The organism is Nocardioides sp. S5 (assembly GCF_017310035.1).
Taxonomy (GTDB): Bacteria; Actinomycetota; Actinomycetes; order Propionibacteriales; family Nocardioidaceae; genus Nocardioides.
This window is the reverse complement of the sequence record NZ_CP022296.1, coordinates 721,040-736,815: the sequence shown is the minus strand read 5'-3', so window position 1 is coordinate 736,815 and position 15,776 is coordinate 721,040. Positions and strand designations below refer to the sequence as shown.

Annotated in this window: 13 protein-coding genes; all 13 read right to left on the bottom strand. The window is 69.3% G+C overall.

Annotated elements, in window-relative coordinates:
* Positions 1 to 16: 16 nt before the first annotated feature.
* Entirely contained in the window at positions 17 to 3,598 is a 3,582-nt protein-coding gene (locus CFI00_RS03685) for a DNA-directed RNA polymerase subunit beta (RefSeq protein ID WP_207083935.1), read from the bottom strand.
* Between the two features lie 232 nt (positions 3,599 to 3,830).
* Positions 3,831 to 4,616 (bottom strand): DnaJ domain-containing protein, encoded by a 786-nt coding sequence (locus CFI00_RS03680; protein ID WP_207083934.1) that lies wholly within the window; start codon positions 4,614 to 4,616, stop codon positions 3,831 to 3,833.
* On the bottom strand, positions 4,613 to 5,314 hold the full coding sequence (locus CFI00_RS03675) for a hypothetical protein (protein WP_207083933.1): 702 nt from the start codon (positions 5,312 to 5,314) through the stop codon (positions 4,613 to 4,615). Before CFI00_RS03675 ends, CFI00_RS03680 begins: the two co-directional genes overlap by 4 nt.
* 53 nt (positions 5,315 to 5,367) lie before the next feature.
* Positions 5,368 to 6,681: an MlaD family protein gene (locus tag CFI00_RS03670; RefSeq protein ID WP_207083932.1), complete on the bottom strand. Its 1,314-nt coding sequence runs from the start codon at positions 6,679 to 6,681 to the stop codon at positions 5,368 to 5,370.
* A complete protein-coding gene (locus CFI00_RS03665) occupies positions 6,678 to 8,117 on the bottom strand; it encodes an MCE family protein (RefSeq protein WP_207083931.1) in 1,440 nt (479 codons plus the stop codon). Before CFI00_RS03665 ends, CFI00_RS03670 begins: the two co-directional genes overlap by 4 nt.
* On the bottom strand, positions 8,114 to 9,259 hold the full coding sequence (locus CFI00_RS03660; RefSeq protein ID WP_207083930.1) for an MCE family protein: 1,146 nt from the start codon (positions 9,257 to 9,259) through the stop codon (positions 8,114 to 8,116). Before CFI00_RS03660 ends, CFI00_RS03665 begins: the two co-directional genes overlap by 4 nt.
* Positions 9,260 to 9,262: 3 nt before the next feature.
* The gene (locus CFI00_RS03655) at positions 9,263 to 10,225 is read right to left on the bottom strand and encodes an MCE family protein (protein WP_207083929.1); all 963 of its coding nucleotides are present in this window, start codon (positions 10,223 to 10,225) and stop codon (positions 9,263 to 9,265) included.
* A complete protein-coding gene (locus tag CFI00_RS03650) occupies positions 10,222 to 11,259 on the bottom strand; it encodes an MlaD family protein (RefSeq protein WP_207083928.1) in 1,038 nt (345 codons plus the stop codon). The genes CFI00_RS03655 and CFI00_RS03650 overlap by 4 nt, the downstream gene beginning before the upstream one ends.
* On the bottom strand, positions 11,256 to 12,530 hold the full coding sequence (locus CFI00_RS03645; protein ID WP_207083927.1) for an MCE family protein: 1,275 nt from the start codon (positions 12,528 to 12,530) through the stop codon (positions 11,256 to 11,258). Before CFI00_RS03645 ends, CFI00_RS03650 begins: the two co-directional genes overlap by 4 nt.
* Before the next feature lie 5 nt (positions 12,531 to 12,535).
* A complete protein-coding gene (locus CFI00_RS03640; protein WP_207083926.1) occupies positions 12,536 to 13,360 on the bottom strand; it encodes an ABC transporter permease in 825 nt (274 codons plus the stop codon).
* 1 nt (position 13,361) lies between these two features.
* Entirely contained in the window at positions 13,362 to 14,135 is a 774-nt protein-coding gene (locus tag CFI00_RS03635) for an ABC transporter permease (protein WP_207085364.1), read from the bottom strand.
* A 20-nt stretch (positions 14,136 to 14,155) separates the two neighbouring features.
* Positions 14,156 to 15,112 carry an ABC transporter ATP-binding protein gene (locus CFI00_RS03630; protein WP_207083925.1) on the bottom strand — a complete coding sequence of 319 codons (957 nt, stop codon included), beginning with the start codon at positions 15,110 to 15,112 and terminating at the stop codon, positions 14,156 to 14,158.
* 219 nt (positions 15,113 to 15,331) lie between these two features.
* On the bottom strand, positions 15,332 to 15,718 hold the full coding sequence (gene rplL, locus CFI00_RS03625; protein WP_207083924.1) for a 50S ribosomal protein L7/L12: 387 nt from the start codon (positions 15,716 to 15,718) through the stop codon (positions 15,332 to 15,334).
* Positions 15,719 to 15,776: the final 58 nt, after the last annotated feature.

The window sequence follows — 15,776 nt, the reverse complement described above, 5'->3', positions numbered from 1 at the left end:
CGGCGTACCGCCGCACTCAGACTTCTTCGACCGAGCTGGGCTCGCGACGCGACAGGTCGATCCCGAGCTCCTCGGCGGCCCGGAAGACGTCTTCCTCGGCATCCTTGAGCTCGATGGTCGAACCGTCGTGGGTGAGCACCTCGACGTTGAGGCAGAGGGACTGCATCTCCTTGACGAGCACCTTGAACGACTCGGGGATGCCCGAGTCGGGGATGTTCTCGCCCTTGACGATGGCCTCGTAGACCTTCACGCGGCCCGGGACGTCGTCGGACTTGATCGTCAGCAGCTCCTGCAGGGCGTAGGCGGCGCCGTACGCCTCCATCGCCCAGACCTCCATCTCGCCGAACCGCTGGCCGCCGAACTGGGCCTTGCCGCCCAGGGGCTGCTGCGTGATCATCGAGTAGGGGCCGGTCGAGCGCGCGTGGATCTTGTCGTCGACGAGGTGGTGGAGCTTGAGGATGTACATGTAGCCCACCGCCACCGGCTCCGGGAACGGCTCACCCGAGCGACCGTCGAAGAGGCTGGCCTTGCCGTCCTCCTTGACCATCCGCTCACCGTCACGGTTGGGCAGCGTCGCACCGAGCAGACCGGTGATCTCGTCCTCGCGGGCACCGTCGAACACCGGGGTCGCGACCTTGGTTCCGGGCTCGTTCTTCTCAGCGTGGATCGCGATCAGGCGGTCCTTCCACTCCGAGGATCCCTTGTCGGCGTGCAGGTCGATGTCCCAGCCCTGCTTGGCGAGCCAACCGAGGTGGAGCTCGAGGATCTGGCCGATGTTCATACGACGCGGCACACCCAGCGGGTTGAGCACGACGTCGACCGGGGTGCCGTCCTCCATGAACGGCATGTCCTCGACCGGCAGGATCTTGGCGATGACGCCCTTGTTGCCGTGACGACCGGCGAGCTTGTCACCGACCGAGATCTTGCGCTTCTGGGCGACGTAGACGCGGACGAGCTGGTTGACGCCCGGAGGCAGGTCGTCGCCGTCCTCGCGGTCGAAGACGCGGACGCCGATGACCGTGCCGGACTCACCGTGGGGCACCTTCATCGAGGTGTCGCGCACCTCGCGCGCCTTCTCGCCGAAGATCGCGCGGAGCAGGCGCTCCTCGGGGGTGAGCTCGGTCTCGCCCTTGGGCGTGACCTTGCCGACGAGGATGTCACCGGTGGTGACCTCGGCGCCGATGCGGATGATGCCGCGCTCGTCGAGGTCGGCCAGGCCCTCCTCGGAGACGTTCGGGATGTCCCGGGTGATCTCCTCGGGGCCGAGCTTGGTGTCGCGGGCGTCGACCTCGTGCTCCTCGATGTGGATCGAGGTGAGGACGTCCTCCTGCACCAGGCGCTGGCTGAGGATGATCGCGTCCTCGTAGTTGTGGCCCTGCCACGGCATGAAGGCGACGAGCAGGTTGGTGCCCAGCGCCATCTCGGCGTTGTCGGTGCACGGACCGTCGGCGATCGGCGTGCCGACCTCGAGGCGGTCCCCGGCCTTCACCAGCGGGCGCTGGTTGATGCAGGTGCCCTGGTTGGAGCGCTTGAACTTGGCCAGCTTGTAGGTCTGGTAGGTGCCGTCGTCGTTCATCGTCTCGATCGAGTCGGCCGACACCTCCTTCACCACACCGGCGTTGTCGGCGACGACCACGTCACCGGCGTCGACGGCGGCGCGGTACTCCATGCCGGTGCCGACCAGCGGGCTGTCGCTGACGACGAGCGGGACGGCCTGGCGCTGCATGTTGGCGCCCATGAGGGCGCGGTTGGCGTCGTCGTGCTCGAGGAACGGGATCAGGGCCGTCGCGACCGACACCATCTGGCGCGGCGAGACGTCCATGTAGTCGACCTCGTCACGCAGGATCGCGTCGACCTCACCCTTCTGCTGACGGACCAGCACGCGCTCCTCGACGAAGCGCATCTTGGAGTCGAGCGGCGCGTTGGCCTGGGCGATGACGTAGCGGTCCTCGTCGTCGGCGGTGAGGTAGTCGATCTGGTCGGTGACCACGCCGCCCTCGACCTTGCGGTAGGGGGTCTCGACGAAGCCGAACGGGTTAATCCGACCGTAGGACGCCAGCGAACCGATCAGGCCGATGTTCGGGCCTTCCGGGGTCTCGATCGGGCACATGCGGCCGTAGTGCGACGGGTGAACGTCACGGACCTCCATGCCGGCACGGTCACGGGACAGACCACCGGGACCGAGCGCCGAGAGGCGACGCTTGTGCGTCAGGCCGGCGATCGGGTTGGTCTGGTCCATGAACTGGCTCAGCTGCGAGGTGCCGAAGAACTCCTTCAGCGCCGCGACCACGGGACGGATGTTGATCAGGGACTGCGGCGTGATGGCCTCGACGTCCTGGGTCGTCATCCGCTCGCGCACCACGCGCTCCATGCGGGCCAGGCCCGTGCGGAGCTGGTTCTGGATGAGCTCGCCCACGGTGCGCATGCGGCGGTTGCCGAAGTGGTCGATGTCGTCGGCCTGGACCTTGACGGGGGCACCGTCGGGGCCCGCGACCGGGTTGCCCTCGGCGTCGACCAGGTCCGGGGAGTCGGCCTGGATGCCGGCGGCGTGCAGCTGCACGACGTAGCGGATCGCGGCCACGACGTCGTCGATGGTCAGCGTCTGCTGGTCGAACGCCTCGTGGAGGCCGAGCTTCTTGTTGATCTTGTAGCGGCCGACCTTCGCCAGGTCGTAGCGCTTGGGGTTGAAGTAGTAGTTGTTCAGCAGCGTCTGCGCGGCCTCGGCCGTCGGCGGCTCGCCGGGGCGGAGCTTGCGGTAGATGTCGAGCAGCGCCAGCCGGGTGACCTCGTCGTTGACCTGCTCGGCGGTGGGGGCCTCGCCCCGCGACTTCTTCTGCAGCTCCTCGTGGACGACCTCGTAGCGGACGCTGTCCTTCTCGAGGGTCAGCATCATCGACTCGTACTGGCCGAACTCCTCGCGGATCTGCTCGGTCGTCCAGCCCAGGGCCTTGAGCAGCACGGTGACGTTCTGCTTGCGCTTGCGGTCGAGGCGTACGCCGACCAGGTCGCGCTTGTCGATCTCGAACTCCAGCCACGCACCACGGCTCGGGATGAGCTTGGCGGTGAAGATGTCCTTGTCGGAGGTCTTGTCCGGGCTCGACTCGAAGTAGACGCCGGGCGAGCGCACGAGCTGCGAGACCACGACACGCTCGGTGCCGTTGATGATGAAGGTGCCCTTCTTGGTCATCATGGGGAAGTCACCCATGAAGACCGTCTGGCCCTTGATCTCACCGGTCTCGTGGTTCATGAACTCGGCCGAGACGTAGAGCGGGCGGGAGTAGGTGAAGTCCTTCTCCTTGCACTCCTCCTCGGTGTACTTCTCGTCCAGGAAGACGGGGTTGTCGAAGGAGAGCATCATCGTCTCGGAGAAGTCCTCGATCGGGGAGATCTCCTCGAAGATCTCCTGCAGACCGGTCTTCTCGGAGACGTCCTCACCGGCAGCCCTGCGGGCAGCCACCTCCTCCTCCCAACGCTCTCCGCCGACCAGCCAGTCGAAGCTGCTCGTCTGGAGCGAGATGAGGGGGGGAACCTCGAGAGGTTCGGTGATCTTTGCGAAAGAGGTGCGACGGTGGTTACCAGCGGTGCTGCGCGCGGCCAAGAGGTGTCCTCACAAATGATCAAGTGATCTCGGCGCCGGCCGACCACCGCAACAACCGTCCGGAAGGTGTCGGGCATCTGAGGGCAGGCGCAAGGACCCACGATAGCGCACTTGTGGACACGCCTCAAACGCGGGGTCAAGTCCCGAACGGGAGAGCGCCACGCGTTGGCCACGAGTGTGAACGCCGAAGCCCCCCGGGTCAAGCAGGGCGCGCCGCGACCACCCGTACGGGTCAGCCCTGGACGGGCGAGGTGACCAGGTCGTCGACGAGCCAGTCGCCGTCGACGCGCTGCATCGACAGGGTCACCTGGTCCTTGTAGACCACCGGCTCGGCGCTCAGCCGGTTGGTGGTGGGACGGTCGACGAAGACCAGCACCTGCACCCGGTCACCGCTGGCGCGCACGATGCCGGAGGAGATGACCGAGGCGGTCACCGTCGTCTCGGTCTGGGGCGCGTTCTCCTCCAGGACCTTGAAGAGCTTGTCGTACTCCTCGCGGTAGGAGCCGGTCATCAGCGCCTGCGCCTCCTGCTGGTCGGCCTCGAGCGTCTCGTGGTCGTAGGACAGCACCGGCACGACGGCGCGCTCGGCCGCCACCTGGGCGGCGCGCGCCGCGGTGTCGTCCCCGCCGTCGTCCTGCGCGGTCCACATCCACACCGTGGCGGCGACCAGTCCGGCCGCGACGACGCCGAGGCCCGCCAGCAGCCAGGTGGGGACACCACGGCCGCGCGCGGTGGTCGAGGGAGGACGAAGTCCTGTCACGAGACCCGGCTCCGGGTCCTTGGTCTCGCGACCGGCCTGACGGCCCTCCCCGACCAGCGGCTCGTCCGGGTGCTCGGCGTCGTACGCCGCCCGCGCGCCGGGGTCGAGCAGCACCTTCGCCGCACGGTTGAGCGAGTCGAAGCGGCGATCGCCCGGCTCGAGGTCGGCGATCTGGGTCTTCCAGGCGTCGCGGACCTCCTCGGTCGAGGCATCGCGCGGCACGTCGAGGAGGTCGTACCAGGTCGGGGTGTCGCTCACGGGGTGCTCCCCTCTCCCGGGGCCGGCGCCGTGCCGGGCGCCTGCCCCTGCCCCTCGCCACTGCTCACCGGGGAGAAGTCGTCGACGAGCCACTCCCCCTCGATCACCACGAGGTCGACGGTGAAGCGGAAGGGCAGCGGCTCCTGGTCGACGGCCTGGGCCTCGTCCCCCTCGCCCTGCCGGTAGCTGTCGGTGAAGGCGCCGGCCACGAGGACGCGTGCCGAGTCGTCGTCGATCGAGGACACGGCCGTGGCGAAGACGTCCGCGCTGCGGGTGATGCCGCCCTGCGCGACGAGCTGCTCGGCGGTGGCGACCTCCTGGTCGAAGTCGGCGGCGAACTTGGGGGTGATGACCTCGCGCACCTGCTCGCGGTAGGCCGGCATCTGGCCGGAGTCGTCGAGCATGTCGGGGCTGTAGGTGCCGAGCCGCTTGACGAACTGGCTGGTCAGGCCCATGACCTGCTCACGCTCCTCGGGCAGGCTCAGCGTGCCGTCGGGGCCGGAGCCGCGTCCCCCGAAGGACATCCAGGCCATGAGCGCGACGCAGGCCACCGCGACGAGCGCGAGGGCGGCGGCGAGCACGGTGCGTCGCCGCTGCGGACGGCGTACGCCGGCGGGTTCGGTGCCGGGATCGGCACCCGGGGACACCGGCGCGGTCGCGACGTCGTCGCGACGGGCCGAGTCGGACAGCACGGACATCGGTTCCCTCCCTCGAGAACGGGGCAGGACCCCCTCCCGGGGTCCTGCTGGGTTCAACGAGCCGCGGTCGGCGAGGTCACGCCCCCGGCCAGCAGCGGCTCGAGGTAGAGCCACTTCCACGAGTCCTCGCCGAGGGTCCCGGGCGCCGACGGGCGCTCGCCGAGCAGCCGCCGGATCTCGGCCGGGTCGGAGGTCACCGCGCCAGTCTCCGGGTCGTGGGCGAAGTCCGCCTCCCCCCAGCCGGTCGCTGCCCGGGGGGCCTGGATGTTCTGCGCGCCGCGGGCGTTGGACTTCGACGCGGGCTCGGTGCAGCCGGCGCCCTCCTGCATGGGCCGGTTGCTGCCGTCGAGCGGAGAGCGGCGGTCGGTGCCCTCGTAGCCGCCGATGCACACGTGCGGCTCCTCGGTGAGCACCATGCCGAAGTGGGCGTCGTACAGGCCTGTGCCGGGCGACTTGGACACCACGGTGAAGCCGCCCTCGACGACGTAGGGGTAGATCACCAGCAGCTGCTCGATGCCGCCGAGGTGCTTGACGACGATCTCCCCGGTCGTGACCAGGTTGTTGATCAGCTCGCCGAGCTCGACCTCGTTGGCCTCGAGGAAGGTGCGCAGCTCGTTGGCGCCGAGCGAGCCATCGTCGATCAGCCGGCGCAGGTCGTCGTCGTTGTCCGCGACCGTGGTGGAGAACGCCGACAGGTCGCGGGCGAAGCGGCGGAACGCACCCTCGGAGTCGATCTGGCCGTTGAGCACGGTGTTGCTGTCGCGGATCAGGTCCACGGTGACGTCGAAGTTCTGCTCCGCGGCGGTGATGAACTCGCTGCTGCTGTCAAGGATGGTCTGGAGGTCCTCGCCCGCGCCGTTGAAGGCGAGCCCGAACTCCGAGGTGACCGTGCGGAGGTCGTCGGCGTCGACGCTGCGCACCGTCTCGTCGAGGTGGGTGAGCAGCGTGTCGGTCTGGATCGGCGTCGTGGTGCGGTCGCGTGAGATCTCCGAGTCCTCACGGAGGAAGGGGCCGTCGTCGCTCTGCGGCTGGAGCTCGACGTACTGCTCGCCGACCGCCGACCGGTTGCCCACCAGGGCGTGGGCGTCGGCCGGGATGTCGTCGAACTCGTCGTCGATGTCCAGCACGATGTCGACCCCGTCGTCGGTGAGGACAAGCTCGCTCACCTCGCCGACCCGCACGCCGCGGTAGGAGACCTCCGCGCCCTGGAAGGCGCCGCCGGAGTCGGCGAAGTGCGCGACGACCGTGTAGCTCTGGTCGAGCACGAGGCGGTCGAGGCGGGCGTAGCGGGCGCCTACGAAGCTCACTCCCACCAGCGTGATGAGGGCGAAGACCAGCAGCTGCACCTTGGTCCGACGGGTGATCATCGCTCCACCACCATCCCGGGCACGAGCAGGCTCACGAGGGCCGGGTCGTACATCTCGCTCAGCTGTCCGATCGTGGGTCCGCGCTCCGGGTCGGGAGGGTCGTCGTACGCCGCTGCGCGGGGCAGGCCGGGCAACGTGATCGTCGGCAGGCTCGGGACCGGGAGGGTCGGCGCGGTCGGGGTCGGCAGCGGCAGGGTCGGGGTGCCGGAGCCGCCGCAGAGGCCCGGGACCGGGGCCTGCTCGCAGACCGCGGCGATCACCGAGCCGGGCAGGCCCAGGCACGCGGTGACGTCGCCGCGCCGGAGGCCCTCGAGGCAGTCGTTGATCGCGTCGAGCGCGTCCTGGCACAGCCGGCTGGTGTCGGGCAGCGGACCGTCCTGCGGCAGCTGGCTGAGCGGGATGCAGGCCTCGGTCGGCAGCGTCGTCGGGATCGTGGTGGGGATCGAGGTGAGGTCGACGTCGAGGGTGATCGACAGGTTGGTGTAGTCGCCCATGTGCAGGTTGCGCGCGACCTGCGGGTCGCGGCCGACGACCTCGTCGACGAACGGGTAGGTGAGGAAGACGTGGAAGGCGTTGGTGAAGTCGTCGCCGGACGCCGCGAGCTGGGTGAGGACCGGGTTGAGCCGCTTGAGCGAGGTGATGGTGGCGTCCTTCGACTCCGCGATCACGTCGACCGCGACGTCGGAGAGGTCGTTGAGCGCGGCGAGCATCTCGACGAGGTCGTCGCGCTGTCGGTCGATCGAGTCGAGCGCGCTGGGCAGCTCCTCGAGCGCCTTGTCGATCGTGGGCAGCTGCTTCTCCGCGGCGATCGCGAGCCGGTTGAGCGACTCGATCGCGGCGACGATGTCGGCCTTGTTGTCGTCGAGCTGGCCGGTGAAGGTGCGCAGGTTGCGCAGCACCGAACGGGCCGAGTCCTCGCGGCCCTCGAGGGCCAGGTTGAGCTCCTGGGTGATCGTCTTCAGCTGGGCCACGCCGCCGCCGTTGAGCAGCAGGCTCAGCGCGCCGAGCACCTCCTCGACCTCCGGGTTGCGCCCGGCGCGCTCGATCGGGATGACCTCGCCGTCCTCGAGCCGGTCGGCGACGGCGCCCTCGGCGGGCGCACTGAGCTGGACGAACTTCTCGCCGAGCAGGCTGGTCTGCCGGAGCTCGGCCACGGCGTTGCCGGGCAGGTCGACGTCGCGTCGCAGCACCATCGTCACCAGCGCCTGGTAGCCCTGGAGGTCGATCTCGGTCACCTTGCCGACGCTGACGTCGTTGACCTTGACCGTCGACTGCGGCACCAGGTCGAGCACGTCGGCGAACTCCACCTTGACCGTGATCGGGTCGTCTCCGACGTCGGGCCCGCCGGGCAGCGGCAGGGAGTAGACGCTGGCGTCGCACGCGGAGAGGAACATCGCCGCCAGGACGCCCAGCACGAGGGTCTTCACGCGGGTCATCGCTCCACCTCCACGAGTCCACCGAGGCTGGGGTCGAACACGTCGCGCGCCGGCAGCACGTCGGGCTCGCCCAGGGCGCCCGGACGGCTGCGCGAGAGCAGCTCGGTGATCGTGTCGCAGGCCTGGCCGGAGCGCTCGACCTGCCCGACGAAACCGCACAGCAGCGCCGCGGGGTCGGCCTCGAGCTGCTCGATGCTCTGGCCGAAGTTGGCGCGGGTGTCGAGCGTGCCGGCCTGCGGGTTGTAGGTCAGGGCCAGGTTGTTCAGCGCACCCGGGGCGACCCGGAGGATCTCGTCGAGCGCCGCACGCTGGCGCACCAGCACCTTGGAGACCCGGTTCAGGCCGCTGATGTTGCGGGTCAGCGAGTCCTTGTTCTCCTCCACGAAGCCCTTGACGGCGTTCAGCGCGACCGACAGGTTCCTCGTCGCCGCGACCAGCTCCTCGCGCTCGCCCTCCAGCATGGTCGACACGTCGGCGAGCGACTGGTTGAACTGCCGCACGGTCTGGTCGTTCTCGGCGAGCGTGGCCATGAAGCCGCCCAGCGCCTCCACCGACCCGAACAGCTCGTCGGAGTTGCCGGCGAGCGTGGCGCTGAGCCGCGAGAAGTCCTTGATCGTCTGGCGGAAGGTCGTGCCCTGGCCGCCGAAGTTGTCGGCCGTGACCGAGAGCAGGTCCGACAGCGCGCCGGTCCGGTTGGCGCCCCGCGGGCCGAGTGCCACGTTGAGGCGGTCGAGGCTGTCGTAGATCTGGTCGAGCTCGAGCGGCTCGGAGGTCTGGTCGACGCTGAGCTCGGCCCCGTCGGCGAGGACCTCGCCGGTGCCGGAGTAGGCCGGCGTCAGCTGGACGTAGCGGTCGCCGACCACCGACGGCGCGATGATGACGGCCTTGGCGTCGGCCGGCAACTTCACCTCGTCGTCGTACGTCATGGTCACCTCGACGTCGGTGCCGGTGGGCTCGACGCGGGTCACCGTGCCGACGGGCACGCCGAGGACGCGGACGTCGCTGCCCTCGTAGACGGAGATCGTGCGGGGGAAGTGGGCCACGACGGTCCGGGCGGTGTCGCCACCGAGGACGCTGACGGCCGCCGCGACGACGAAGCCGAGCACGACGAGGGGGACGAGGAGGCGCTTCACGAGGTCCATGGGTCAGCCCACCTGCGGGACGGGAGGGAAGTTCGAGATCCACGTGTCGAACCACGGGCCGGTGCCGAGCGTGTTGGCGAAGACGCGGTAGAAGGGCGCCATCAGCCGCAGGCTGCTGTCGAGGTTGTCCTCGTTCTTGTTGAGCACCGCGATGACGTTCTCCAGGTGCGCCAGCGCCGGCTTGAGGTCCTCGCGCGACTGGCGGATCAACGTGGTCAGCTCCTTCGACAGCCGGGTGCTGGAGACGAGAAGGTCGTGGACGGCGTCGCGGCGCGCGACCAGCGCGCGGAACAGCACGTCGCTGTCCTCCATCAGCGCGATGATGTCCTCGTCGCGCTCGTCGAGGACGGTGGAGACCCGCTCGAGGTTGACGAGCAGAGTGTTGAGCTGGGTGTCCTTCTCGGCGATGTTGGCCGAGAGGCGACTGAGGCCGCTGAGTGCGCCGCGGAACTCGTCGGGGGTGTTGCGGGTCAGGTCGGCCAGCGTGGTCAGCGACTCGGCCAGCTGGTCGGTGTCGATCTGCTCCGAGGTCGAGGCCAGTCCCTCGAACGCCTCCACCACGTCGAAGGGCGACGACGTGCGCGCGGCCGGGATGGTCGCGCCCTCGTCGAGCTGGCCGCCGCCCGCAGGCTCCAGCGCGAGGAACATCGAGCCCAGGATCGTCTTGACCTTGATGGCGGCGCGGGTGTCGGGGCCGAAGTCGGCGGCGTCGTCGACCTTGAAGCTCACCCGCACCTCGTCACCGGCCAGCGCGATCTCGTCGACCTTGCCCACGCGTACGCCGGCGATGCGGACCTCGTCGTTGACCTTGAGCCCGCCCGCCTCGGTGAACATCGCGTGGTAGGTGTCCCCGCCACCGATGACCGGCAGGTCGTCGGCGCGCAGCGCGGCGACCAGCACCATCGCGAGGACGACGAGGCTGACGGCCCCGACGACGACCGGGTTGCGCTCCCGATAAGGCTTCATCCGAGATCACACCTGTCCGAGCCGGTGTTGTACTTCACCGGGAGCGAGACGTTGTTGGGCAGGTTGACCCGCCCCTGGAACTCGCAGAGGTAGAAGTTGAAGAACGACCCGTAGATGGCGGTGCGCCCGATCTTGTTCAGCTTGATCGGCAGCACCTGCAGCGCCCGGTCGAGCTCGGCCTTGTTCTTGTCGATGTTGCCCGCGACGGTGCGCAGCTCCTTGATGTCCTTGACCAGGGGCTCGCGGATCCCGTCGATCAGCGACGCGGTCTCCACCGACAGCGTCGAGACCTCCTCCAGCGAGCCGAGGATCGCGAAGCGGTCCTTCTTCAGGCCACCGACGAGGGTGCGGAACGACCGGATCAACCGGGTGAGCTGCTTGTCACGGTCGGCCACGTGGTCGAGCACGAGCGACAGGTTGTCGATCAGGTCCCCGATCACCTGGTCGCGGTCGGCGAGCGTCGAGGTGACCGAGGCGGTGTGGGCCAGCAGTCCCTCGAGGGTCCCGCCCTCGCCCTGGAACACCTGGATCAGCTCGTAGGACAGCTGGTTGACGTCCTCGGGCGACAGCGCCTGGAAGAGCGGCTTGAAGCCGTTGAAGAGCACCGTCAGGTCGAGCGCCGCACGCGTGCGGGAGACCGGGATGGTCGCGCCGTCGGGGAGCCGCTGGGTGTCGCCCACCTCCTGGGTCAGCGAGATGTAGCGCTGGCCGACGAGGTTGCGGTAGCGGATCGCGGCGTTGGTGCCGCCGTTGACCGAGGTGTCGTCGTCGACGGAGAAGGTGACCAGCGCGCGGGAGCGGTCGATGATCTCGACCTCGTCCACGGTGCCGACCCGGACTCCGGCGACGCGGATGTCGTCGCCCTTGGTGACACCGGTGGCGTCGGTGAACTCCGCGCTGTACTCCCGCGAGGAGCCGAAGCCGAGGTTGCCGATCGTCACCACGAGCACGCTGGTGGCGAGCGAGGTCACGACCACGAAGACCAGGAGCTTGACCAGGTCGATCGACGTCTTCTTGTCCAGCAGTCCCCTCATCGCAGCGACACCTCCGCCCCGCGTGCCATGGGTCCCACGAGCAGGACCCCCAGGTCGGGCACGTCGTCCGCGGTGACGCCGAGGCCGGGCGCGAGCAGGGCCTTGAGCAGTGCCGACTCCTCGCGGCCGCCGACGAACCCGGCGGCCGTGCCCGACCAGCCGGGACCGACGCGGCTGGTGCCCTTGCCGGTGGGCTCGTCGACACCGTCGACGAAGTCGGGCTGGTGGGTGACGGGGTTGCTCTGCGACCACGGCGGGTTGGGCAGGCGACCGCAGTAGTAGCCGCGCTTGTCGCCGTAGATCGGAGCGTCCTGGGGGCCGTAGCCGCGCGGCTGGTTGGGCAGCGTCTCCAGCACGATGTGGAGGGTGAAGCCGCGGAACGCCTCCGCCTGGAGGTCGCCGGCACCCACGATGCCGCCGAGCAGGCACGGATAGCCCGGGGCGTAGCGCGCGAACACCTCGAGCTGGGCGGCGCCGAGGTCGGCGAGGCGCACCAGGTTGTCGCCGTTGTCGCGGGTGAAGCGCTCGGCGACCGTCGACAGCTTGGCCACGTCGTTGAAGAGCGCCTTCAGCTTGTCCTCGCGCCCCTCGAGCGTCGTGGTGGTGGTGATCGTGTTGCGCAGGATCGTCGCGACCTCGGGCAGCACGTCGGCGTACGTGTCGGACACCTCGGCGGTCAGGCGAAGGTCCTCGACCAGCCCGGGGAGCTCGGGGTTGAAGCGGGTCAGGTAGCCGTCGAGCGTCTCCAGGCTCTCGCCGAGCTGCTCGCCGCGACCCTCCAGCGCCGTGGCGACGGCGTTCAGGGTCATGTTGAGGTCGGCGGGCTGGACCGCGCGCAGGAGCGGGTAGAGGTCGCTGAGCACCTGCTCGACCTCGATGGAGAGGTCGGTGCGCTCGATGACGTCGCCGTCGGCGATCGGCGCCGCGTCGGACCCGCCCTCGGGGACGATGAGCGAGACGAACTTCTCGCCGAAGAGCGTCTTGGGCAGGATCGAGGCCGTCACGTCGTTCGGGACCTGGGTCGTGCGGTCCTCGTAGAGGCCGAGCGTGATGTCGGCGCCCTCCGCGGTGGGCTCGTAGTCGAGCACCTCCCCCACGATGACGCCCTTGATCTTGACGTCGGCGCGCTGGGGCAGCTGGAGGCCGATGCGCGAGGCCTTCACGGTGACCTCGTCGTAGTCGCTGAACTTCTGCGTGAACACGCCGTAGGTCAGCCACACCGAGGCGAGCATCAGCACCAGGAAGACGATGCCCAGGGACTTGGTCCTCATCTGCCTCACCCCGCCAGCCGCACGGTCGTGGCCGCGCCCCAGATCGCCATGGACAGGAGCAGGTCGAGGACGTTGATCGCCACGATGCTGGTCCGCACCGCGCGTCCCACCGCGACGCCCACCCCGGCGGGACCGCCGGAGGCGTTGTAGCCGTGGTAGCAGTGGATGAGGATCACCGTCACCGCGAAGACGAGGACCTTGCCGAAGGACCACAGCACGTCGCCCGGCGGCAGGAACGCGTTGAAGTAGTGGTCGTAGGTGCCCGGCGACTGACCGTAGATCTGGGTCACCACGAGCCGGCTGGCGAAGTAGGAGGACAGCAGGCCCACGACGTAGAGCGGGATGATCGCGATCAGTCCGCCGACCACGCGGGTGGCGACGAGGAACGGCATCGACGGGATCGCCATCACCTCGAGCGCGTCGACCTCCTCCGAGATCCGCATCGCGCCGAGCTGGGCGGTGAAGCCGCAGCCCACGGTGGCGGCGAGCGCGATCCCGGCCACCAGCGGGGCGATCTCGCGGGTGTTGAAGTAGGCCGAGACGAAGCCGGCGAAGGCCGCGGTGCCGAGCTGGTTGAGCGCGGCGTAGCCGGAGAGACCGACCTGCGCACCGGTGAAGAACGTCATGCCGATGATGACGCCGACGGTGCCGCCGATGACGGCGAGCGCACCCGTGCCGAGGGTGACCTCGGCGAGGATCCGCATGATCTCGCGGGGGTAGCGGGCGATCGATCGCGGGATCGCGCGCAGCACGCCCAGGTGGAAGGCGAGCTGGCCGCCGAGGGTGTCGAGCGAGGCCAGCGGCTTGGCGTAGACGTCCTTGAGAGCCATGTCATCCGCCCTTCGGTGGGACGACCTGGAGGTAGATCATGCTGAGGACGAAGTTGGCCACGAAGAGCAGCAGGAAGGTGATGACGACCGACTCGTTGACCGCGTCGCCGACCCCCTTCGGCCCTCCGTTGGCGTTCATCCCCTTGTAGGAGGCGACGATCGCGGCGATGAGCCCGAAGATCAGCGCCTTGATCAGGCCGATCCACAGGTCCGGCAGCTGGGCGAGCGCCGTGAAGCTGGCGAGGTAGGCGCCGGGAGTGCCGTCCTGGAGGATCACGTTGAAGACGTAGCCGCCCGCGACGCCGACCACGCTGACCATGCCGTTGAGGAAGAACGCGACGAGCATGCACGCCAGCACCCGCGGGACCACCAGCCGCTGGATCGGGTCGATGCCCAGCACCATCATCGCGTCGAGCTCCTCGCGGATCTTGCGTGCGCCCAGGTCGGCGGCGATCGCCGAGCCTCCCGCCCCGGCGATGAGCAGGGCGGTGCCGATCGGCGCGGCCTGCTGGACCACCGCGAGGACCGACGCCGAGCCGGTGAAGGACTGGGCGCCGAACTGCTTGATCAGTCCGCCCACCTGGAGCGCGATGACCGCGCCGAAGGGGATCGCCACGAGCGCGGTGGGGACGATCGTGACCGACGCGATGAACCACGCCTGCTGGATGAACTCCCGCAGCTGGAAGGGCCGCCTGAACAGTCCGCGGAACACGTCGAGGGCGAAGGCGAACAGGTTGCCTGCGACGCCCACGGGCGCGAGGGCGCGCGAGGTCAGCGAGGTGGAGGTCGCCACGGTCAGGCTCCCGGGGCCAGGCCGGCGTTGCTGGACTCGAACGAACCGGGCGGCGGGGTCACGCCGTGCTCGCGGCACCACTCCCCCGCGGGACGCTGGCTGCGCCGCGGGATCCCGTTGGACGGGTCGAGCTGCAACGGGATCGGCGGCAGGGGCGGCAGCTCCTGGCCGGCCTCGGCGGCGAGCTCGTCGGCGTCCTTCTCCTCCGACATGCCGATGGGCCCGACCTTCTGGGCGTTGAGGAACTGGCGCACCACGGGCTCCTCCGAGCTGAGCAGCTCCTCGCGGGGGCCGAACATCGCGAGGTGGCGGTGGTAGAGCAGGCCGATGTTGTCCGGCACCGTCCGCGCGGTGTTGATGTCGTGGGTGACGATGAGGAAGGTGGCGTCGATCTGGGCGTTGAGGTCGACGATCAGCTGGTTGAGGAACGCAGTACGCACCGGGTCGAGGCCGGAGTCCGGCTCGTCGAAGAGCACGATCTCGGGGTCGAGCACCAGCGCTCGGGCCAGGCCGGCGCGCTTGCGCATGCCGCCGGAGATCTCGCCCGGGAGCTTGTCCTCGGCGCCGAGCAGGCCGACGAGGTCCATCTTCTCCATGACGATCTCGCGGACCTCGGACTCGGACTTCCGGGTGTGCTCGCGCAGCGGGAAGGCGACGTTGTCGTAGAGGTTCATCGAGCCGAACATCGCGCCGTCCTGGAACAGCACGCCGAACAGCTTGCGGATCTCGTAGAGGTCGCGCTCGGAACAACTCGCGATGTCGGTGCCCTCGATGATGATCGAGCCCTTGTCGGGCTTGAGCAGGCCGATGAGCGTCTTGAGGAAGACCGACTTGCCCGTGCCCGACGGGCCGAGCATGACGCAGATCTCGCCGGCGGGGACGGTGAGCGTCACGTCGCCCCAGATGAGCTGCTTGCCGAACGACTTGGAGAGGTCGTTGACCTTGATCTCGACACCCATGTTGCGCGGACCCCTTCCTCTCCCCGTCGCTACTCCTGAGTAGTCCAACGCGGCAGGTCGCGGGAGGTTACGCCCCGGGTGCGACGCTCGTCACTGGACGTGGGACAGGGGCACCGGAAGGTCCGTCCTGCGGGAACGCCACAGGGCGGCCACCCCGGCGAAGGGGTGACCGCCCTGGGCGGTCGACGGAGGGCCCGCGAGGGCCCGTCCGTCAGGGGGTCACTTGACGGTGACGGTGGCGCCGGCGGCCTCGAGGGCCTCCTTCGCCTTGTCGGCCGAAGCCTTGTCGACCTTCTCGAGGATCGCCTTGGGGGCGGCCTCGACGAGGTCCTTGGCCTCCTTGAGGCCGAGGGAGGTCAGCGCGCGGACCTCCTTGATGACGTTGATCTTCTTGTCACCAGCGGCCTCGAGGACGACGTCGAACTCGTCCTGCTCGGCAGCGGCCTCGCCACCGGCGGCCGGGGCGCCCGCGGCGGGGGCGGCGGCGACGGGGGCAGCGGCGGTGACGCCGAAGGTCTCCTCGAACTCCTTGACGAACTCGGAGAGCTCGATGAGGGTCATTTCCTTGAACGCGTCGAGCAGCTCGACGGTGGACAGCTTCGCCATGGTGGCGGTTCCTTCCGATCTGAGACCCGCGCGTGCACGCGGATCAGGGGTTTCCAGG